We start from the raw sequence: 20131 nt of genomic DNA, 5'->3' as shown, positions 1-20131 counted from the left end.
CTGGTAGCAGGTAGGATGCTCTTCGTGTTCTCCCGCCACGAGCTGATGCTCACCAGTCGACGCACGGTTGATCTGTGCCGACTGGGCGGTTGTTGCTGTCGCTGCTGCTGATTTCCTTCTGCCGCCACGCCCATGCGTGATGTCGGCCCCTCGACAGGAATCCACGTCCGAGCACTGCCCATGTAGCGTGCCCCGGCCCCGCACAGGAGTACTTCTCGATGTCGACACCCGACACCCACACCGTCTCCCCCACGCTCGACCAGGTCGACGTCCGTGGCCCGCGCTTCGCAGCGTGGATCACCACTGCCGTTCTGGTCGTCGTGATTCTCCTGACCACGTTCTCGGTCCCCGCAGCGGCAATCCTGCTCGGGCTACAGGCGATCGTGTTCGGAATCGGAGCCGTCCGCGGACCCAAGCACAGTCCGTACGGCACGATCTACGCGACGTTCGTCGCTCCGCGGCTCTCCCCGACCAGCGAACGCGAGCCGGTGGCTCCGTTGAAGTTCGCTCAGTTGGTGGGATTCGTGTTCGCCGCCGTCGGAGTTCTCGGCTTCGCGCTCGGCGCTCCCGTCGTCGGCACCGTGGCCGCAGGCTTCGCGCTGTTCGCGGCGTTTCTCAACGCCGCGTTCGCGGTCTGCCTCGGGTGCATGATCTACCCGCTCGCGGCGCGAGTGCGCAGCACCTCCTGAACCGGGTCGTTTCGCAGGCTCCACTCCTGTCCAAACACCCCTTCTTCCAATCCGTACAAGAAAGACCGAAAGGAACACCATGGCTCGCTCCGACGTCCTGGTCTCTGCCGACTGGGCCGAGCAGAACCTGAACGCACCGAAGATCGTCTTCGTCGAGGTCGACGAAGACGCCAGCGCCTACGACGGCGGACACATCGAAGGTGCAGTCAAGCTCGACTGGCGCAAGGACCTGCAGGACCCGGTTCGCCGCGACTTCCTGGGCCAGGAGCAGTTCTCGGACCTGTTGTCGGCGAAGGGCATCAGCAACGACGACACCGTCGTCCTGTACGGCGGAAACAACAACTGGTTCGCCGCCTACGCCTACTGGTACTTCAAGCTGTACGGCCACAAGGACGTCAAGCTCATCGACGGCGGACGAAAGAAGTGGGAACTCGACGGACGCGCGCTGTCGAAGGACGTCGTCAGCCGGGAAACCACGCAGTACCGAGCCGAGGCTCCCGACCTGTCGATTCGCGCATTCCGCGACGAGGTCATCGACGCCATCGGCAACAAGAACCTGATCGACGTGCGCTCGCCCGACGAGTTCTCGGGCAAGATCCTCGCCCCGGCTCACCTGCCGCAGGAACAGGCTCAGCAGCGTGGCCACGTGCCGTCCGCGATCAACATTCCGTGGAGCACCACCGCCAACGAGGACGGCACATTCAAGTCCGACGATGCGCTCGAAGAGCTGTACAAGGCCAAGGGCTACGACGACGAGAAGGCCACCATCGCCTACTGCCGCATCGGTGAGCGTTCGAGCCACACCTGGTTCGTCCTCAAGGAGCTGCTGGGCAAGGAAGACGTCAAGAACTACGACGGCAGCTGGGTCGAGTACGGCTCCCTCGTCGGAGCACCCATCGAGTTGGAGGTTCACTGATATGTGTGGAGCACCCGTACAGGGCCAGACCATCCCCGCAGGTGTCGACGTCGAAAAGGAAACGGTCATCACCGGCCGCGTTCTCGCCGGCGACGGTGAGCCGGTAGCGGGAGCGTTCGTGCGTCTGCTCGACGGCACCGGCGAATTCACCGCCGAGGTCGTCGCGTCGGGCACCGGGGACTTCCGCTTCTTCGCCGCTCCCGGCCAGTGGACGCTGCGTGCACTGTCGGCATCGGGCAACGGCGACACCGTCATCGCTCCCGAAGGCGCAGGCGTGCACTCTGCCGACGTCACCGTCGGAGTCTGACTTCGAAGCACCGACAGAAACGAAGAACCCCGCACCTGCTCGGCAGGTGCGGGGTTCTTTTTCGTCCTCTAGCCGGTCGCGGGCACCGGTTCTGGAACCGTGGAGTACTGCGGCGGGAACAATCCCTCCGGGACCGGAATGCCCTGGGACTCGAGGAAGGCACCGAGGTCACTGACTCGGGTCTGCGTACCCGGCTCGGGCAGCAGCCGCGGCTCCGGCGCAGGCGCGGGCGTCTCGGTCATGGGAGCCTCGGGCGTGGCCGGATCGACCGGAGCGGGTGCGTTGTTCTTCTCGCGTTCGGTACGAGCGAGATCGGTCACCCACGCGACCATCTTCTCGCTTTCCCACTCGACACCGTCGTTGGGGTCGTTGTACCAGTAGGACAGGTGCTGCAGGAAGCCGAGCGCCAGGTAGGGGCCCAGGACCACGTCGACGATGCCCTTGTTGTTGTCCACCAGACCTTCGCCTTCGGCGCGCAACTTCGCCTCCACGGTCTCCGCGCCCGGTCCGAGTGCCCAGTTCAGATCGGCGAGAAGCTGGTCGGGGGACAGCGCTGCGACAGCCTCTGCGTCGTTCACCTGGTATCGCCGGTCGGACACCTTGACCAGAACCTGCAACAAAGTCTCGTCCGATTCGAGCCAGGACTTGTTAGTGGCGATGTCGATGATCGCGCGGGTGGCGATGGTAGCGACCGTCCGGCCGAAATCGGACACGGTCTGCACCGGATTCAGCAGCGTCAACCGCATCTGTCCCAGTACGCCGAGCGCCAATTGCAGCAGCTCGATCTTGTCCGGTGCATCGCACGCCAGATCCCAGGGCCGACACGACCAGGTGACCTTGTCGGTCATGGTGCCGTAGTCGCGGGGCGACTGATCCATGAAACCGCCGAGAGACTCACCGACCTCGTCGCCGAAGTTCGGCACCCCGGCCGGGCGGTACGGCGACCCGACCATGATGACGCCGACGACGTCGTCGGACGTGACGAGCGCGTTGGGATCACGGTGTCCGAGGTCGACCGAGATCCGATCGAGAACTTCCCCGCCGACGCTGTACCCGAGCAGCGCGAACTTGGTCTTCTCGCCGCACTTGGTCTTGTACTCGTTCATCAACCGGTTGGTCGACGCGATGCCGTCGTCGATCGATTCCTGGTACGTCGCCACGTCGTCGAGCACGTCGAAGCCGTAGGTGGAGGTGTACGGAACGTAGAGCCAGCCGACGGTCCCGGGGCTGTCCGCGTTCGCCTCACCGACCGGAACCGTGACGTTGCCGACCCAATTCGACGCGATCGTCTGCGCCTCTTCGTTCAGCGGATTGCGATCTGCGGCGGAGTCGGTGGCTCCGGACACCGCCAACAGCAGTACATCCGGGCAGTCCTGCGCGTAGTTGTTCGGATCGATGTTCGGGCCCTGAGACGAACCGAAGTCGGCAGACCCGGAATCCGACGAACCGGAATCGGACGAGCCCGAATCCGGGGCGGCCAGCGCGGCGGCAGGTGCTGCGAGCGCCAGCGTCAGTGCGACGACCGCCGATCGAAACACCACGGAACCGAACGACGATGTCAGGACACGCTTACGACGCAGCATTTCTGCAGAGACCTCCCCAGCCTTCACGACAACACAGTGAACAACGTCGGAAATTCGCCCACGGGCGTCCGACGTCCCCCGAAGAAGGTACCTGTTGTTCAGGATTTATCCACCAGTACGAGTGACCCAGCGCACTTTCCGTGCCCAAGTCGGTTAGATGTCACCAAAGACACACGTCGGATTCGGGCCACTGTTCTCAGAGGGAAACCATGCGGGTTAAACTCGCACTCGTGGTCATCTTCTTCGAGTTGTTGCTGGTGCTTGCGGCAATAGCCATCATCGCGTTCTCGCTCTACGTCGTCTACCGACTGGTCAACGACGAGTCGTGACGGATCCGGTTGCGGGGCAACCCGGCAGTGCTGACGAGGGCAGGGTCGACGAGAGACGCCATGTCCCCGCCACCAGTGGTGACGAAGCGATAGCGGCGGCCGAACAGAAGTTCGCCGAGGCATCGTCTCGGAACATCCCGGTACTGCCCGACATCCCTCATCCCGACGACACCGCCAACCTGCGGCTCGGTCCCGACCTGGACCCGTCGATGCTGGCGCTGTTGCCTCTCGTCGGCGTCTGGCGCGGTGAGGGCGAGGGACACGACCCCGAACTGGGAACCGACTACCCTTTCGGACAGCAGATCGTCATCACCCACGACGGCGGCAGCTACTTGAGCTGGGAATCGCGCTCGTGGCGGCTCGACTCCGATGGCAACTACGCTCACCCCGACCTCCGCGAAACCGGATTCTGGCGCGTCAGCGGTGGCCACGGACTCAAAGGTTCCGAGAACGAAGAGGTCATCGAACTTCTGTTGACCCACAGCACCGGTGTGGTCGAACTCTATTACGGACACGCGCTCACCAAGTCCTCGTGGGAACTCGCCACCGACGTCGTCATCCGCAGCACCTCGGGTGCGCTGGTCGGCGGAGCGCGCCGCCTGTACGGAATCGTCGAGGGCGGAGATCTGGCGTACGTCGAGGAACGCGTTGTCGCCGACGGCCCACTCGCACCGCGGTTGTCCGCGCGGTTGTCGCGCTACATCGGCTAAGTTCATTTCTTCTCGTTGCATGCGAACGGCCCCCGAGCCATACCTGATTTCAGGTCCCGACCGGACAGGTCGGGGGCTCGGGGGCCGGGTAGCTGCCTGGGATTCGCTTGCCGCTCGCGCGGTCTTCGCAGTGAATCCGTCAGCGATAGCGGCTAGCTGACAGCCACCTCACGCGTCCTAGAGTTCATCAACTTCAGACCACCTCCTCTCTCGTGTACTTCCAACGTACGCCCGAGATTCCGAGTCGGCAAAGTGTTTTTTCTTCGTGTCTACGCCGAGGTCGATCACCTGGTCGGCGTCGGTGTTCTCCGGCAGTTGATGGGTGACGACCACCACGGTTCGGTCGGCACCGAACAGGCCGCAGTCGGTGGTGAGCAGCTCCCGCAGTATCCGCATCCCGGAGACTCTGTCGAGATGTTCGGTCGGCTCGTCCAGCAGCACGATCGGTGCACTGCTGAGCAGAGCGCGCGCGAGCAGCAGCCTGCGTCGCTCTCCCCCGGACACCGCGTGTGCGCCGCCCACGAGGGGCGTGTGGACACCGAGGGGCAGTGCGTCGAGCCACGATCCGAGGCCCACTTTCCGCAGTGCCTCCGACGCCTCCTGCTCGTTCACGTCCCCGCGTACCACCCGCAGATTCTCCAGAATCGACGTATCGAACAGATGTGCATCCTCGGCGAACAGTGCTGCGTCCGAGCCGTATTCCTCGGCAAGTGCGCGCAACATCGTCGATTTTCCCGATCCACTGGGGCCGATGAGAGCGCTTCGCGCATGTGCACGGAAGTTTGTAGCAGGGGTCGAAGTTCTGCTCACATGCAGCGGCGGAGCCTCCAACATCGCCATGATTCGAGTGGCTGCGATTCTGCCGCGCATCAGGGCGATCGCCGCTACGGGGAGTGCCGCGGTCGCCTCGAAGGCAGCCAGCGGAACCAACACGATGATCGCCAGTGCCATCGGCGTCATACCGTCGGCGGTACCTCCGTCCGGTCCGTACAGCCCGATCCCGACGAGCAACGACCCGATCACCGACGCTCCGATCGACAGCGGCCCAGCGGCATCGGCAAGGGCCGACGGACGGGCGGCGCGATCCCGGGCAGCCACCGAATCCTGTGCTGCGCTTCGAGCTTCGGCCAGTGTTGCGTCGAGTCGCCCCGCGACCCGTAGTTCCGCAGCGTGGTCGAGTGCCCGGACGGCCGACTCCGCGAACCGTGCGTCGGCGTCGGCACCGGACTCTTCCGCGATCCTTGCCGACCGCGCCGCCAGCACCGGTGCCCCCACTCCGGCGATCAGCAACGCCACCGCCAGGATCGACGCGGCAGCAGGCGAGATGCCGGCGAGCAGGCCCACCGCCGCGAACATCATCACGACGCTGACGCAGATGGGCACGACGGCCCGCACGACGACGTCGCCGAGCACGTCCACGTCCGCTCCGGTGCGAGCGAGAACGTCACCGCGCCGCACATGGATCGCCCCGTTTCCGCTCGCCAACCTCTCGTAGATTCTCGTGCGAGCTGCCGTCGTACCACGCAGTGCCGCATCGTGAGTGGACAGTCGTTCCAGATATCGGAACACGCCCCGCGAAATGCCCAGCGCCCGAACGGCTACCACTGCGACGGACAGATCCAGTACTGGTGGCATCTGCCAAGCTCGGGTGATCAGCCAGGCCGACAACGCGGCCAGGGCCAGCGCACTCCCGAGCGTTGCTACTCCGGCAGCCACAGCCACCGCCACCCGTCGCGGAGAGAGCTCCAACAACGCCAGCGCCCGACGCAGATCAGACATGATCGACCCTCGAGTGCAGGGTCGCCTTGCTGCGTACCTCCACGACACGGTCGGCGGCCTGCAACACCGACCGCCGATGACCGACCATCACGACGGTCACTCCGCGGTCAGCTGCAGCTCGAACAGCCTGCAGCACAGTCGTTTCGCGCGCCGAATCGAGGTGTGCGGTCGGCTCGTCCAGCACCATGACCGGCGCACTGGAGACGAAAGTCCTGGCGAGCGCGAGGCGCTGCAGTTCGCCGAGCGACAGCCCCACGCCGCCCTGACCGACGCGGGTGTCCCAGCCGGCCGGATGATCTCGAAGCACCTCGTCGAATCCGGCCGAACGGCATGCCGCGTCCAAGGCAGCCGGCTCGGGCACTCCGTGCAGGGTGACGTTCTCGTACAGCGTGCCGGGCAACAACACCGGCCGCTGCGGGAGCCAGGCAACCTGCGCCCACCACTGGTCGAGGTCGAGGTCGGCCACCGGAACTCCCCCTATTCTCACCGCGCCGCTCGACGGCGTCACCAAACCCAAGATTGCCTGCAGCGCAGTCGATTTGCCCGCTCCGTTCGGACCGGTCAGTACCGTGACGGTGCCCGCTCGGCACACTGCACTGAGCGCTGCCGGAGCCTCGCCGTCCCTACTGGTGACGGTGAGCCCGTCGAGTTCGATGTTCGCGGCCGAGGCGTCGACCGTTCGACCACCACTCGGCCGAACCGTCCGGCGATCCAACACTCGGAATGCTCGGCTCGCGGCCTCGACGCCGTCCTCGGCCGCGTGGAACTGGGTGCCCACGGACCGAAGTGGGAAGTACACCTCGGGCGCAAGGATCAATGCGACGATGCCTGCCTCGAGTGTCATCTCCCCGAATACCAGCCGCAGTCCGATGCCGACGGCCACCAATGCGACACACAGGGTCGCGAGCAGTTCGAGAACCATAGACGACAGGAAGGCAACCTTCAACGCGCGCATCGTCGTTCGCCGATGCGCATCACCCAGTGCTCGGATACGGGCTGCGGGCCCGTGTTCGCGCCCCAGCGCCCGCAGTGTCGGCAGACCGGCCAACAGGTCGAGCAACTGTGTCGACAGCCGGGTCATCGTGGTGAGCGTCGCGGCTGCTCGACCCTTGGTCAGCAGTCCGATCAGGATCATGAACACCGGGATCAGCGGCAGGGTCACCGCGATGATCACCGCCGACGTCACGTCCTGGGTGAGGATCACGATCAGGACCAGCGGGGTGACGACGACGGCCAGCACCAGCGCCGGTACGTAACCGATCAGGTATGCCCGCAGTCCACCGATGGCGCGAGTCACGACTACGGCCAGTTCTTCGCGTTCGGCATCGAGCTCCCGAGGCTCGAAACTGGTTGCCGTAGTGAGCACTTCGAGCTCGAGCTCGGCCACTACCCGCGATGCCGACCGGTGCGCGTATCGAGACTGAGCTCCGGTCGCCAGCACGCGGATTACCGTCGCACCTGCCAGCACCATCAGTTCCGTCGTCCAAGCGGACAACGACCTGGCAGCCGGGTCGGTGATCACACCGGCCAGAACGCGGCCGATGGCAAGTGCACTCACGATGATGCACAGGGTGACGACGGTAGACAGCCCGACCGTCGCGACCAGGTAACCGCGCGCGGAGCGCGAGTACTTCCACAGTCTGGGATCGACCGGTGCCCGAGAGCGAGCGGGTGCGCTCACGGTTTCACCGTCAGTCCGATCGAGTCCGGTATCTGGGCGCTCGAAATGCGTTGCCGGAAGACCCAGTACGTCCAGGCCTGGTAGCCGATGACGACGGGAGCAGCGAAGGCCGCGGCCCACGTCATCACCTTCAACGTGTACGGGCTGGACGACGCGTTCGCGATGGTGAGATCGAAGGCGGCGTCCGTGCTGGACGGCATGACATTGGGGAACAGGGAGGCGAACAGCAGCACGACGACGGCGACGATGGCGATGCTGGTGAAGACGAAGGCCCAGCCTTCGCGTACTTTCGCCGTCAGCGCGACGACGAGTAGCAGTGCCACTGCTGCCACGGCGACGAGGACCCAGGTCCAGGTCTTCCCGTACGCGAGTTGTGTCCACAGCGCGAAGGCTCCACCGACGAGTACGGCCGGAACCGAAAGCCACGTCGCCATTTTCACCGAGTCCTCGTGGACGTCGCCGGAGGTCTTGAGCGCGATGAACACGGCACCGTGCAGTGCGAACACCACGGCCATCGTTACTCCGCCGAGCAGTGCGTACGGGTTGAGGAGGTCGAAGAATCCTGCGGTGACCTTCTTGTTCTCGTCGATGGCGACTCCGCGCACGATATTGGCGAACGCAACGCCCCACAGAACAGCCGGAACCCACGAGCCGATGCCGATGCCGATGTCGCAACGCCGACGCCACACCGGGTCGTCGATCTTTCCGCGCCATTCGATGGCGCAGATACGCAGGATCAGCGCCACCAGGATCAGCAGCAGCGGCAGGTAGAAGCCCGAGAACAGCGTCGCGTACCACTCCGGAAACGCTGCGAACAAGGCACCGCCCGCGGTGATGAGCCAGACTTCGTTGCCGTCCCAGACCGGACCGATCGTGTTCAGGACGGCCCGCCTGCGCTTCTCCCCCGTTGCTGCGTCCGGGTGCCTACCCAGAATGGGCATGAGCATGCCGACGCCGAAGTCGAATCCTTCGAGCACGAAGTAGCCGACGAAGAAGAAGGCGATGATGAGGAACCAGAATTCGGGCAGTGACATAGCTATCCCCTAGTACGCGAACGAGAGCTGTTTCGGCTCTTCGTCTTCCGAATCCGGCGGGTCGACGTGCGGGTGCGCGTCGTGGTCGAGAGGTCCTTCGATGACGTAGCGCCGGAGCAGGTAGAACCAGACAGCTCCGAGAGCGGCGTACAGCAGTGTGAACGTCACCAGCGACGCGAGAACGAGCCCGACGGGATGGTCGGAGACGCCCTGGTCGACGGTGAGGCGGATCTGGTCGACTCCGGAGAGATTGGGCGCGACAACCCATGGCTGACGGCCCATTTCGGTGAAGATCCAGCCGGCACTGTTGGCCAGGAACGGCGTCGGAATGGCCAGCAGAGACAGCCACGAGAACCACTTCTGGTCGGGAATCCGGCCACCTCGGGTGACCCACAATCCCGCGATGGCGAGCAGGGCCGAGCCTGCGGCCAGACCGATCATCATCCGGAATGCCCAGTACGTGACGAACAGGTTGGGCTTGTAGTTGCCCGGGCCGAACTGCTGCTCGTACTGATCCTGGAGTTGGTTGACGCCCTGCACGGTGGCACCGAAGTCGTTCTCCGCCAGGAACGAGGTGAGACCGGGGATCGAGATGAGGTGCACCACGGATTCGCAGTTGTTGTGGGTACCCACGGTCAAGAGCGAGAAGCTGGCTCCGGTTTCCGTGTCGCACAACGATTCTGCGGATGCCATCTTCATCGGCTGCTGCTCGAACATGAGCTTGCCCTGAATGTCCCCGGTGATGGCGAGCGCGCCGCCTGCGACGATCATGACGATGAACGACATGCGCGCGGCCGATCGGAACATCGTGCGTGAATCGGTGGCCGGGAGCGCAGCCTGCGGAGTGACCCCACTATCGGAGAGCGCAGCCTGCGGAGTGACCCCAGTAGCCGGTTTGTCCAGCTTGTTCTTTCGCGCCTCGCGCACCATCCACCAACCGGAGATGCCGGCGACGAAGGTTGCGGCGGTGAGGAATGCACCTGCTACGGCGTGCGGGAATGCCGCCAGCGCAGTGTTGTTGGTGAGCAGGGCCCAGATATCGGTGAGCTCGGCGCGGCCGGTCTCCTCGTTGTAGATCGCGCCGACGGGATGCTGCATCCAGGAGTTGGCTGCGATGATGAAGAAGGCAGAGGCGTTCACGCCGATGGCGACGAGCCAAATAGTCGCCAGGTGAACGAGTTTGGGGAGCCGACTCCAACCGAAGATCCACAGCCCGAGGAACGTGGACTCGAGGAAGAAGGCCAGCAATCCCTCGAGAGCGAGTGGCGCGCCGAACACGTCACCGACGAAGCGCGAGTACTCGCTCCAGTTCATCCCGAACTGGAATTCCTGGACGATTCCGGTCGCGACGCCGAGCGCGAAGTTGATGAGGAACAGCTTGCCGAAGAACTTGGTCAGCCGATACCAGGAGTCCTTGCCGGTGATCACCCACATGGTCTGCATGGCGGCCACCAGCGGCGCGAGGCCGATGGTGAGAGGTACGAGAATGAAGTGGTAAACGGTGGTGATACCGAACTGCCACCGCGAGACATCCAACGCGTCCATCGATACTCCGAACTCTTCCACCCGAGCTGTGACGGGCAACACCGCAGGTCAGGGCATTGGCCCGCGACTGATTCGAATGTACTACTACGAGTAGTAGTAGGGAAGAGTCTTTCGGCAGGGTCGTTCGGCACCTATGGCGTAGCGGCTACGTCCACGGCTCGATCGACCATCTCGGACACCTGTTCGCCGCTGCCGGGACGGCCGAGAACGACACCGTTCATCGTCGTGACCCGCGCCGCGAGGGTCACACTGGAGACCAGCCAAACGCTATCTGCCGCAATGAGATCCGCCGGGTAAAGATGTCCACGCTCGCAGGTCCACCCGGAGGCCTCGGCCACCTCGAACAGACCCGCGACGGTGGTTCCGGCCAGGATGCCCTGCTCCACCGACGGTGTGACCAGTGTCTTACCGCGCGCGAGCACCACCGTCGAACGGGGTCCTTCCAGTACCCGCCCCTCGCTGCTCAGGTAGATGACGTCGTCGGCCCCCTGGGCGGACGCGTGCCGCAGCGCCGCCATGTTCGTTGCGTACGACAGCGTTTTCGCTCCGGCGAGCTGCCAGGGCGCTGTCGACGAGAATTCGACCGAATAACCTCGATCAAGCGTGATCACCGACACCCCGTTCGCACGTGCTGTCCGCACCCGCTCGGGAAGGGGCCCCACCGTCACGAACGCCGTCGGCTCCCCGCCGCTCTCGCGTCCCCTACTGAGCACCAACCGGAGAACGGCCTCGTTCGCCGAGTCCTCGGACCAGAGACCGACGGACGTGTCGATCACCGTTCGCCACTCGTCCAGGTCGGGAGCAGGCAAGTCCAGTGCCGCCGCCGACGCCGCCAGACGAGCCAGGTGCAACTCCACTGCGCAGGCTGCGCCGCCCCGCACGAGCAATGTCTCGAACACACCGTCGCCGCGTACGGCAGCCAGCTCGTCGGCGAACAACAACGGCTGTCCGGCGTCGTGCACTCGGCCGTCCAACGTCACCACTACCGAATCGGCCATGGCCGTCACTGTAGAGCCAGCCGGTCAGTCGGCTCGATCTGCCTGCGCCATCACGTCGCGGTACTCGTCGAGGTCGATGTCCTCGGCGACTACCGTCTTGGTTCCGTTGTAGACGTCACGGTCGATCTCGTCGTCGGCGTTGGCCACCAACATCGCGACGAACGTGTCTCCGTTGACGTTGAGGAAGGTGCGGAAGATTCCGGCGAACCAGTCGACGGCGATCAACAGGCCGACTGCCTCGAACGGCAGGTCCAAGGACGTTGCGAGGAACATCGCGATCACCGGGAACCCACCCGGCACCGTGATCGTGCCCATGTTCAGCAGGATCGCCAGACCCATCCCGAGGGCAATCTGGCCGACAGTGAGTTCGACATCGCCGGCCTGCGCGAGAAACATCACGACGATCATGTAGTTCAGGACGGCACCGTACGAGCCCATGGTCAGCCCGATCGAGAGCGTGAAGTTCGCGACCTTCTGACTGACGCCCACCTTCTCCACGGTGTTCTTCAGAACGGTCGGGAACGTGACGGCAGAACTCGTGGTCGTGACCGCAATCGCCGTCTGCTCGGTGAGCTTGTTCGGCAGGCTCCTGGGATCCAATCGGGTTCGTACGGTCACCACGACCACGAACAGCGCAAAGAGAATCAGGACCCCGAGCAGGGTGGTGCCCAAATAACTCAAGGCCGTCGAGACGACGGAGAACCCGACATCCCCGGCGAGAGCTGCGAGCAGACAGAAGACACCGACCGGAGCGATGGTCATGACCAGGCGAATCATGGTCAGAACGATCTGCTGAATCTGGTCCATGAACGTCAGCACTCGGTCGTCGCCGGTCTTGGTGATGTGGCTGCGCAACGCGATCCCGAACAGCAACGAGAACACGATGATCGGCACCATCGTCGCTGTGGACATCGCGCTGAAGACATTGGTCGAGACGAAGTTCAGCAGGGTGTCCTGCCAGCCGAGCGCCTCGCTCGCGCTTTCTTCGAGGCTCGGGTCCAGTTGTTGGGTGAACTCCATGCCCGCACCGGGACGGATGAGAGTACTGAGCACCCATGCCAGTACTGCTGCCACGAACGAGAAACCGATCATCCACTTGAACGTGCGCACCGCGATCTTGCCGGTGCCGGTTCCGGACATGGACCCCGTTGCCACGATCACCGACGCCATGACCAGCGGCACGATCGACATCTGAATCAGGCGGATGAACAGATCGCCGACGAACTTCAGGTTCGCGGCCCAGTCACCGACGATCAGTCCGAACACGATTCCGCCGATTGCGGCCAAGCCGATCTGCGCTGCGGGGTGTCTCAAAGCTTTCACGGATCGAAACCTAGACAGAGCACGGCGCCCCCTGATATCGGACGCGTTGCGCGTAGGTAAAACGTCGGGCTCCTACTATGGACTGGTGTCCGATTCCGTGACGATCAGTCCAAGTCCTCTTCTCACTCTTCCCGGTGCGGTTCCATCCCCGGACGACAGCGTCGACACCGGGGTGGCCTGGCACTACGGCAATCCGTTCGGCGAACAACGCGACGCCGTCAGCGGGGCCGCCGTCATCGATCGATCCCATCGCTTCGTTCTCGCCATCAGCGGAGACGAGCGCCTGAGCTGGTTGAACACGATCTCGAGCCAGCTCGTCTCGAACCTGTCCGACGGCAGCTCGGCCGAAAATTTGAGCCTGGACGTCAACGGCCGCATCGAGCACCACTTCGTTCAGACCGACTTGGACGGCGTCACGTACATCGATACCGAACGCACCGCGGGCCCCGATCTGCTGTCGTTTCTGAAGAAGATGGTGTTCTGGGCGAAGGCCGAACCCCGTGAGGCCGACGAATTGGCCGTTCTCACCGTCCTCGGGACCGACGCGGCCTCGGTGCTCGGCAAGGCCGGCGTGCCGGTACCGAGCGAGATCTACGGTGCGACGGCGATCGACGGCGGCGGATTCGTTCGGCGGATGCCGTGGCCCGGCCAGAACTCGTACGACGTGGTGATCCCCCGCGCACACCTCACCGAATGGTTCCTCCGACTGCGCGACGCAGGTGCCGCTCCGGCCGGAACCTGGACGTTCGACGCGTTGCGGGTGGAATCGCTGCGTCCGCGGGTGGGCGTCGACACGGACGAGAAGACCATTCCGCACGAGGTTCGCTGGATCGGCAGTGCCGCCGAGTTCGGTGCCGTGCACCTGGAGAAGGGCTGCTACCGCGGCCAGGAAACCGTCTCGCGTGTCCACAACCTGGGTCGACCACCGCGGCACCTGGTGCTGCTGCACCTGGACGGGTCCGCGGACGGTCGGCCCAGCACCGGTGATCCGGTCACCGCAGGCGGACGATCGGTGGGCCGTCTGGGCACCGTCATCGATCACTTCGAGCTGGGCCCGATCGCGCTGGCTCTGCTCAAGAGAACGATTCCGGTGGACACTGCCCTCGAAGCGGGTCCGTGTGCGGCGTCGATCGATCCCGATTCGATCCCGGCGTACGACGACGTTCAGGCCGGCCGCGCGGCCGTCGACCGCCTTCGCGGCCGGTGACCGGGACCGTTCTCGCGGTCTGCGTCGTGCACGCCGATGTTCCGTTCGGACGTCGCGGAGTCGTGGACAGCGGCATCGACAAGCGGCCGGTCGACGGTCCGGTGGATGTGCACGAGCTGGGCATCGGCGGGGACCACTGCCGGGACACCAAGTTCCACGGCGGTCTCGATCAGGCCGTGTACGCCTACGACGAGGCCGAGGCGCAGTACTGGGCCGACGAGTTGGGAGTGCCGGTTCCGCCGGGGCGATTCGGCGAGAACCTCCGCACCGACGGTGTCCCGGTGACCGACGCGGTGATCGGGTCCAGGTGGCGCGTCGGAACGGTCACCTTGGAGGTGACGATCGCCCGTAAGCCCTGTGCAACGTTCGCGCGGTGGATGGACGAGCCCAGATGGATTCGTCGCTTCGCGGATCGCGGTGATGTGGGCGCGTACTTCCGGGTCGTCGAGCCCGGCGTGTTTCGCAGCGGCGACGTCGTGGTCGTGGAGTCGGTGCCGCAGCACGGGGTGACGGTTCGCGACCTGTTCCGAGGTACCGACGCGACCGCGATGGCCACTCTGCTCGACGAGCCCGACTTGGCACCGAAGGTGTACCGCGATGCGGCCGCGGCGCTGAAATCCTCGCGAAGGCCATGACGCGCAGCACGTAGTTCTCGTGTCGCAACACGAAGATAGTTTGCCTGTGCACGGATATCTGCAGGTACAGGCAGCGCGAACCCTTCCCCCGGGCGTGTCGCGCCGGAGTGCCCACCACCGACACGTGGCACCGTATGCGCATCGTGGCGATTCGCGCGCTAGAGTGTGTGCCAGGAAGAAATACCAACTCTAACGGGGCCGCCAAATTTCCCCAGGCCGCCCCGCAAGTCCGCGAGGGGGCACCGCCATGGGCCGAGGCAGGGCTAAGGCAAAGCAGACAAAGGTCGCTCGTGAGCTCAAGTACAGCTCGCCGACAACGGACTTGGAGAGTCTGCAGAAAGAACTCTCCGGTGGTTCGTCCAACTCCCATCGTGGCATCCACTCTGACTCGGATGTGCATTCCCGAGTCGAGGAAGACGAGTACGAGGACTGGCGACGCTAGTACTGTGCACTGAACGACTGAGGGGGAGCCGCTGAGCGGCTCCCCCTCACTTGTTCGTCCGGTGCTCGGGCGATCAGAACCCTGCCGTTCAGAACCGCGGGTGGTTGCCCAGCAGCATTGCACGCTCGGCAGCGATGTCCTTACCGGTGGCCTTCTTCACCGTGCCCAGAGTCCAGCAGTCGATGTGACGTGCGGTCAGCACGGCCAGCGCGCGGTCGACATCCTCGGGAGCGACGATCGCGACCATGCCGACGCCCATGTTGAACGTCTGCTCCATCTCGGCTCGCTCGACGCGTCCGCGCTGAGCGATGAGCGAGAAGATCGGGGCCGGACTCCACGTGGTGCGGTCGAGTTCGGCCACCAGTCCCTCTGGCATGACGCGGGAGAGGTTGTTGGCGAGTCCGCCGCCGGTGACGTGGCAGAACGTGCGCACGTCGGTCTCGGCTGCGAGCGCGAGGCAGTCCTTGGCGTAGATCTTGGTCGGCTCGAGCAATTCCTCGCCCAGAGTGCGACCGAACTCCTCGACGTGGCCGCCGAGGTCCATGTGATTGATCTCGAGCAGCACCTTGCGAGCCAACGAGTAGCCGTTGGAGTGCAGACCGGACGATCCCATGCCGATGACGACGTCACCGGGACGCACCCGCTCGGGTCCCAGGATCGAATCCGCTTCCACGACGCCGATGCCCGTGGCCGAGAGGTCGTAGTCGCCGTCGGCCATCAACCCCGGGTGTTCGGCCGTCTCGCCGCCGAGCAACGCACAGCCGGCGATGATGCAGCCCTCGGCGATGCCCTTGACCAGCTCTGCGACCTGCTCGGGAACGACACGGCCCACGGCGATGTAGTCCTGCAGGAACAGCGGCTCGGCTCCACAGACGACGAGATCGTCGACGACCATCGCCACCAGGTCGAGGCCGAGCGTGTCGTGCTTACCGAGGGCCTGCGCCACGGCCACCTTGGTGCCGACGCCGTCGGTCGAGGCGGCCAGGACCGGCTCACGGTAGTCGCCCTTGAGCGCGAAGAGACCGGCGAAACCGCCGAGACCGCCCATCACCTCGGGCCTACTGGCCTTCTTGGCGAGCGGCGCGAACAGCTGCACTGCTCGGTCTCCTGCGGCGATGTCGACCCCGGCCGCCGCGTAGGAGGCACCGCCCGAGTGAGTTGCGCTCGTGGGTTGGGATTCCTCGGTCATTCGGCTCCAGCCTGTGTACTAGTTCATGTCGGCGCCCGGTTCGGCGCGGCCCCAACGGTACCGGAGTGCCCGGTCAGGAGAAGAACTCACGTGTGCAGGCGCTTGCCCGGAATCGCGGCCAACAGCTTCTTCTTGTAGTCCGCCTCCGGGGATCGCAGAATCTTCCACGGGGTTCCCTCTTCGACGATTCCCCCGTTGCGCAGCACCACCACACGATGCGCGACGCGGTCCACCACGGCGAGATCGTGGCTGATGAACAGGCACGCGAACCCGAATTCCTGCTGTAGCGCCTCGAACAGGTCCAACACTGCTGCCTGCACCGACACGTCGAGCGCACTGGTCGGCTCGTCCGCCACCACCAGATCCGGACCCAGCACCAGTGCGCGCGCCAGGCTGACGCGCTGCCGCTGTCCACCGGACAACTCGTGCGGGTACCGCTTGTCGGTGCCGGACGGCAGTTGCACGGCGTCGAGAAGCTCGGTCGTTCTGGCCGCGATGGCGTCCTTGGAGCCGTACTTGTGCACGATCATCGGCTCGGCGATGCACTGTCCGACGGTCAGTCGCGGGTTCAGCGACGCCGACGGATCCTGGAATACGAAGCCGAAGCGCTTACGCAGGGGCTTGAGCTTGCGTTCGCTGACCCCGGCAATGTTCTGTCCCATCACCGTCACGCTGCCGCTGGTGGGCTTCTGCAATGCCGCAACACATCTACCGATGGTCGACTTGCCCGAGCCGGATTCACCCACCAGACCCAGGGTTTCGCCCCGGTGGATGGTGAGTGAGACGTCGTCGACCGCACGGAACGCCGGGGAGCCGACCCCACCGGAGAACTGCACCATCAGCCGGGACACGTCGAGTACCGGTTCGCCCGAGGTGTCGACGGTCTTGTCCGACTCCACCGCAGCGAGAGTCGGCACCGCGGCCAGTAGCTTCTTGGTGTAGTCGTCGGCGGGGGCGGCGAACAGCTGCGCCACCGGAGCTTCCTCGACGACGCGGCCGTTCTGCATGACGACGACGCGGTCCGCCAGATCGGATACGACGCCCATGCTGTGGGTGATCAGCACGATGGCGCAGCCCAGCCGATCCTTGAGATCGCGGAGCAGTTCGAGGATCTCGGCCTGCACCGTGACGTCGAGGGCCGTTGTCGGCTCGTCGGCGATGATGACCTTCGCCTCGCACGAGATGGCGATTGCGATCATCACGCGTTGCTTCTGCCCGCCCGAGAGCTCGTGCGGGTAATACGAGAAGCGTTGCTCGGGGTTGGGCAGACCCACCATCGTCAGCAACTCGACGGCCCGCGCCTTGGCATCCTTCGCCGACATCCGTTTACCGTCGTCAGGAGTGTGGGCCCGGAGTGCCTCGACGATCTGATACCCGATGGTGAACAGCGGATCGAGAGCGCTGCCCGGTTCCTGGAACACCATCGAGATCTTGTTGCCGCGCAACTGCGCCCACGCCTTGTTGCTCAGCGTCGTCACGTCCTGGCCGCCGAGCACCACGTGCCCTTCGACGCGTGCGGTGTCGGGTAACAGACCGATGGCGGATCGGACGCTGACGGATTTGCCCGAGCCGGACTCCCCCACCACGGCCAAGACCTCGCCGGGGAACACCTCGAACGAGACCTCGGTGACGGCATCGACCTCGCCGGCATCGGTCAGAAATGTGACGGACAACGACTGCACCGACAGTGCGGATTCACGTGGAGTCACTATGCTCGATGTCATACCTTCACCGCCTTCTTGAACTTCTTGCGGGTGCGCAGCAGCGGATTGAGTGTCTCGCTTGCACTTTCACCCACCATGGTCAGACCGAGTACCACCAGCACGATGCCGAGGCCCGGGAACACCGACGTCCACCAGATGCCGTTGGAGATGTCGGGCAGGGCCTTGTTGATGTCGTAGCCCCATTCCGAGGCGGAGGTGGGTTCGATGCCGAACCCGAGGAAACCGAGTCCGGCAAGGGTCAGGATGGCCTCGGCCCCGTTGAGGGTGATGATGACCGGCAGCGTCTGCACCACGTTGGCGAGGATGTGCCGGAACAGGATTCGCGGTGTGCCGGCCCCGGTGACCCGTGCGGCATCGACGTACGGTTCGGTTTTGACCGCCACCGTGGCGTTGCGGACCACCCGGAAGTACTGCGGTACGAAGATGGCCGTGATGGCAATTGCTGCGGACGCGATGCCACCGAAGCTCGACGACTGTCCACCCGCCACGACGATCGAGATGACCACCGCGAGAAGCAGAGACGGGAATGCGTACATCGCGTCCATGAACAGTACGAGCACGCGGTCGAACCAGCGCCCGATGTATCCCGAGGCGAGCCCGAGAGGAACGCCGATGATCAGCGAGAGAATCAACGACGACGCGATCACCATCAATGCCGTTCTGGCACCGTAGATCACCCGCGAGAACACGTCCTCGCCGCGGACCGAGGTACCGAACCAGTGCTCGGCGGACGGCGCCGCTTGGCGAGCAAAATCCTGCCCGGCATCGCTGGTCTGCGAGAACCCGTACGGCGCGAGAAGCGGCGCGAACACCGCCGCGATGACGAACCCCACCATCAGGGCCAAGCCGACGATCAACGTGACGCGTTGCAATCCCGAGGTGGACTTGACGAACGCGACGCCGGGAAACCCTCGACGGTGTGGACGGGTGGGAGGTACGTCGGACAGCACGACTTCGGTGCTCATCAGAACCTCACTCTCGGGTCGATGAGGGCAACGATCGCGTCGGTGACGAAGCTGACGACGGCGACCACCACGGCCAGGAACGTCACGATGCCTTGCACCGCAACGAAATCGCGTGCCTGCAGGTACCGGGCGAGTTCGTACCCCAGCCCCTGCCACTCGAAGGTGGTTTCGGTGAGCACCGCGCCGCCGAGCAGCACGGCGATCTGCAGGCCGATGACGGTGACGATGGGGATCATCGCGTTACGGAACGCATGTCTTCGCGTCACCGTTCCCTCGGTCAACCCGCGGGCCCGAGCGGCATCGACGAACGGTGCCTGCAACGTCTGAATGAGGTTGACGCGCACCAGCCGCAGGAATACGCCGGCCGTCAACAGACCCAGCGCAAGAGCAGGCAGCACAGCGTGCTCCAGCACGTCGAGGGTGTAGCCCGTGTCGCCGTACAGGAACGAATCGACGATCAGAATGTTGGTCTTGGGCGCGACGTTCTGCAGTGCCAGTTCCACATTGGTACTGGCTCGTCCCGCCACCGGTAGCCAGCCGAGCTTGACTGCGAACAACAGCTTGAGCAGCATTCCGACGAAGAACACCGGGGCCGCGTACGCCAGGATCGCGAAGATCCGCAAAGAGGCGTCGCCGAATCGGTCGCGGTGGGTGGCGGCGAAGAAGCCGAGCGGGATACCGACGGCGAAGGCGACCAGCAACGCCCAGAAGGCCAATTCCAGTGTGGCTGCGCCATTGACGAGCAGGACGTCGCTGATTGCGCGATTGTCGGTGGCGGAGCGGCCGAAATCGCCGCGCAGCAGGCCGGTCAGGTACTCCCAGTACTGCGTGAGGATCGGCCGGTCGTAGCCGGCCTCGGCCTTGCGCTGGGCGATCTGCTCGGCAGGGAGGCGGCCACCGAGGGCCGCCGTGATCGGATCACCGATCACCCGCATCAGAAAGAAGACGACGGTGACGAGAATCCAGGCAGTCGGAATGATCAGCAGAAATCTGACCCCGAGATAACGGGCGAGCGCGCCGTACCGTGACGGCGCGCTCGCCTGCTGTGCTTGCTTCTCGCCCGCTACCGCCGTGC

The 20131-nt window shown here is 64.7% G+C and carries 18 protein-coding genes; 7 read left to right on the top strand and 11 right to left on the bottom strand.

The window, feature by feature from the left end:
- Positions 1-218 precede the first annotated feature (218 nt).
- From AC5WEY_RS16195 to AC5WEY_RS16185, 3 genes are all read left to right on the top strand, one after another.
- Positions 219-689 carry a DUF4395 domain-containing protein gene (locus AC5WEY_RS16195; protein WP_057476381.1) on the top strand — a complete coding sequence of 157 codons (471 nt, stop codon included), beginning with the start codon at positions 219-221 and terminating at the stop codon, positions 687-689.
- Positions 690-768: 79 nt separating this feature from the next.
- The gene (locus AC5WEY_RS16190; RefSeq protein WP_057476380.1) at positions 769-1605 is read left to right on the top strand and encodes a sulfurtransferase; all 837 of its coding nucleotides are present in this window, start codon (positions 769-771) and stop codon (positions 1603-1605) included.
- A gap of 1 nt (position 1606) precedes the next feature.
- Entirely contained in the window at positions 1607-1912 is a 306-nt protein-coding gene (locus tag AC5WEY_RS16185) for a DUF1416 domain-containing protein (protein ID WP_032376387.1), read from the top strand.
- A gap of 68 nt (positions 1913-1980) precedes the next feature.
- On the opposite strand, the gene AC5WEY_RS16180 is transcribed toward AC5WEY_RS16185, so the two are convergent.
- Positions 1981-3522 carry a cutinase family protein gene (locus AC5WEY_RS16180; RefSeq protein ID WP_495646671.1) on the bottom strand — a complete coding sequence of 514 codons (1542 nt, stop codon included), beginning with the start codon at positions 3520-3522 and terminating at the stop codon, positions 1981-1983.
- Between the two features lie 391 nt (positions 3523-3913).
- Between AC5WEY_RS16180 and AC5WEY_RS16175 the strand changes: the two genes are divergently transcribed.
- Positions 3914-4534, top strand: a complete 621-nt coding sequence (locus tag AC5WEY_RS16175) for a heme-binding beta-barrel domain-containing protein (protein ID WP_057476413.1) — start codon at positions 3914-3916, stop codon at positions 4532-4534.
- 177 nt (positions 4535-4711) lie between these two features.
- Here AC5WEY_RS16175 and AC5WEY_RS16170 read toward each other — a convergent pair whose 3' ends face one another.
- The 6 genes from AC5WEY_RS16170 to AC5WEY_RS16145 form a co-directional block, all read right to left on the bottom strand.
- The gene (locus AC5WEY_RS16170) at positions 4712-6313 is read right to left on the bottom strand and encodes an amino acid ABC transporter ATP-binding/permease protein (RefSeq protein ID WP_495646670.1); all 1602 of its coding nucleotides are present in this window, start codon (positions 6311-6313) and stop codon (positions 4712-4714) included.
- A complete protein-coding gene (cydD, locus tag AC5WEY_RS16165) occupies positions 6306-7994 on the bottom strand; it encodes a thiol reductant ABC exporter subunit CydD (protein WP_495646669.1) in 1689 nt (562 codons plus the stop codon). Before cydD ends, AC5WEY_RS16170 begins: the two co-directional genes overlap by 8 nt.
- A complete protein-coding gene (cydB, locus tag AC5WEY_RS16160; RefSeq protein ID WP_495646668.1) occupies positions 7991-9028 on the bottom strand; it encodes a cytochrome d ubiquinol oxidase subunit II in 1038 nt (345 codons plus the stop codon). The genes cydD and cydB overlap by 4 nt, the downstream gene beginning before the upstream one ends.
- Before the next feature lie 9 nt (positions 9029-9037).
- Positions 9038-10573, bottom strand: a complete 1536-nt coding sequence (locus AC5WEY_RS16155) for a cytochrome ubiquinol oxidase subunit I (RefSeq protein ID WP_495646667.1) — start codon at positions 10571-10573, stop codon at positions 9038-9040.
- 131 nt (positions 10574-10704) lie between these two features.
- Entirely contained in the window at positions 10705-11571 is an 867-nt protein-coding gene (locus tag AC5WEY_RS16150) for an aminodeoxychorismate lyase (protein WP_495646666.1), read from the bottom strand.
- A gap of 24 nt (positions 11572-11595) precedes the next feature.
- Complete coding sequence (locus tag AC5WEY_RS16145) at positions 11596-12894, bottom strand: dicarboxylate/amino acid:cation symporter (protein WP_057476375.1); 1299 nt, start codon at positions 12892-12894, stop codon at positions 11596-11598.
- Between the two features lie 85 nt (positions 12895-12979).
- Here AC5WEY_RS16145 and ygfZ point away from each other — a divergent pair, with 85 nt between their 5' ends.
- The 3 genes from ygfZ to AC5WEY_RS16130 all read left to right on the top strand — a co-directional run bounded on the left by ygfZ (position 12980) and on the right by AC5WEY_RS16130 (position 15178).
- Positions 12980-14101: a CAF17-like 4Fe-4S cluster assembly/insertion protein YgfZ gene (ygfZ, locus tag AC5WEY_RS16140; RefSeq protein WP_495646665.1), complete on the top strand. Its 1122-nt coding sequence runs from the start codon at positions 12980-12982 to the stop codon at positions 14099-14101.
- Positions 14098-14736: an MOSC domain-containing protein gene (locus tag AC5WEY_RS16135; protein WP_495646664.1), complete on the top strand. Its 639-nt coding sequence runs from the start codon at positions 14098-14100 to the stop codon at positions 14734-14736. The genes ygfZ and AC5WEY_RS16135 overlap by 4 nt, the downstream gene beginning before the upstream one ends.
- Positions 14737-14983: 247 nt before the next feature.
- Positions 14984-15178: a DUF3073 domain-containing protein gene (locus AC5WEY_RS16130; protein ID WP_008719426.1), complete on the top strand. Its 195-nt coding sequence runs from the start codon at positions 14984-14986 to the stop codon at positions 15176-15178.
- 88 nt (positions 15179-15266) lie between these two features.
- Here AC5WEY_RS16130 and purM read toward each other — a convergent pair whose 3' ends face one another.
- The 4 genes from purM to AC5WEY_RS16110 all read right to left on the bottom strand — a co-directional run bounded on the left by purM (position 15267) and on the right by AC5WEY_RS16110 (position 20042).
- Positions 15267-16367, bottom strand: coding sequence for a phosphoribosylformylglycinamidine cyclo-ligase (gene purM / locus AC5WEY_RS16125; RefSeq protein WP_057476372.1), 1101 nt, complete (start codon positions 16365-16367; stop codon positions 15267-15269).
- 86 nt (positions 16368-16453) lie between these two features.
- On the bottom strand, positions 16454-18091 hold the full coding sequence (locus AC5WEY_RS16120; RefSeq protein ID WP_495646663.1) for an ABC transporter ATP-binding protein: 1638 nt from the start codon (positions 18089-18091) through the stop codon (positions 16454-16456).
- Complete coding sequence (locus AC5WEY_RS16115; protein WP_032376376.1) at positions 18088-19056, bottom strand: ABC transporter permease; 969 nt, start codon at positions 19054-19056, stop codon at positions 18088-18090. Before AC5WEY_RS16115 ends, AC5WEY_RS16120 begins: the two co-directional genes overlap by 4 nt.
- Positions 19056-20042 (bottom strand): ABC transporter permease, encoded by a 987-nt coding sequence (locus AC5WEY_RS16110; protein ID WP_495646907.1) that lies wholly within the window; start codon positions 20040-20042, stop codon positions 19056-19058. Before AC5WEY_RS16110 ends, AC5WEY_RS16115 begins: the two co-directional genes overlap by 1 nt.
- Between the last annotated feature and the right edge of the window lie 89 nt (positions 20043-20131).

It is taken from the genome of Rhodococcoides sp. S146-33 (assembly GCF_059489205.1).
The sequence above is the reverse complement of the archived record's forward strand: the minus strand, read 5'-3'. Positions and strand labels throughout refer to the sequence as shown.

Excerpts from the sequence above, each read along its gene's own strand:
- AC5WEY_RS16195 (WP_057476381.1), top strand. The coding sequence starts at position 219 with ATGTCGACACCCGACACCCACACCGTCTCCCCCACGCTCGACCAGGTC.
- AC5WEY_RS16190 (WP_057476380.1), top strand. The coding sequence starts at position 769 with ATGGCTCGCTCCGACGTCCTGGTCTCTGCCGACTGGGCCGAGCAGAAC.
- AC5WEY_RS16185 (WP_032376387.1), top strand. The coding sequence starts at position 1,607 with ATGTGTGGAGCACCCGTACAGGGCCAGACCATCCCCGCAGGTGTCGAC.
- AC5WEY_RS16170 (WP_495646670.1), bottom strand. The coding sequence starts at position 6,313 with ATGTCTGATCTGCGTCGGGCGCTGGCGTTGTTGGAGCTCTCTCCGCGA.
- cydB (WP_495646668.1), bottom strand. The coding sequence starts at position 9,028 with ATGTCACTGCCCGAATTCTGGTTCCTCATCATCGCCTTCTTCTTCGTC.
- AC5WEY_RS16155 (WP_495646667.1), bottom strand. The coding sequence starts at position 10,573 with ATGGACGCGTTGGATGTCTCGCGGTGGCAGTTCGGTATCACCACCGTT.
- AC5WEY_RS16150 (WP_495646666.1), bottom strand. The coding sequence starts at position 11,571 with ATGGCCGATTCGGTAGTGGTGACGTTGGACGGCCGAGTGCACGACGCC.
- AC5WEY_RS16130 (WP_008719426.1), top strand. The coding sequence starts at position 14,984 with ATGGGCCGAGGCAGGGCTAAGGCAAAGCAGACAAAGGTCGCTCGTGAG.
- purM (WP_057476372.1), bottom strand. The coding sequence starts at position 16,367 with ATGACCGAGGAATCCCAACCCACGAGCGCAACTCACTCGGGCGGTGCC.
- AC5WEY_RS16120 (WP_495646663.1), bottom strand. The coding sequence starts at position 18,091 with ATGACATCGAGCATAGTGACTCCACGTGAATCCGCACTGTCGGTGCAG.
- AC5WEY_RS16115 (WP_032376376.1), bottom strand. The coding sequence starts at position 19,056 with ATGAGCACCGAAGTCGTGCTGTCCGACGTACCTCCCACCCGTCCACAC.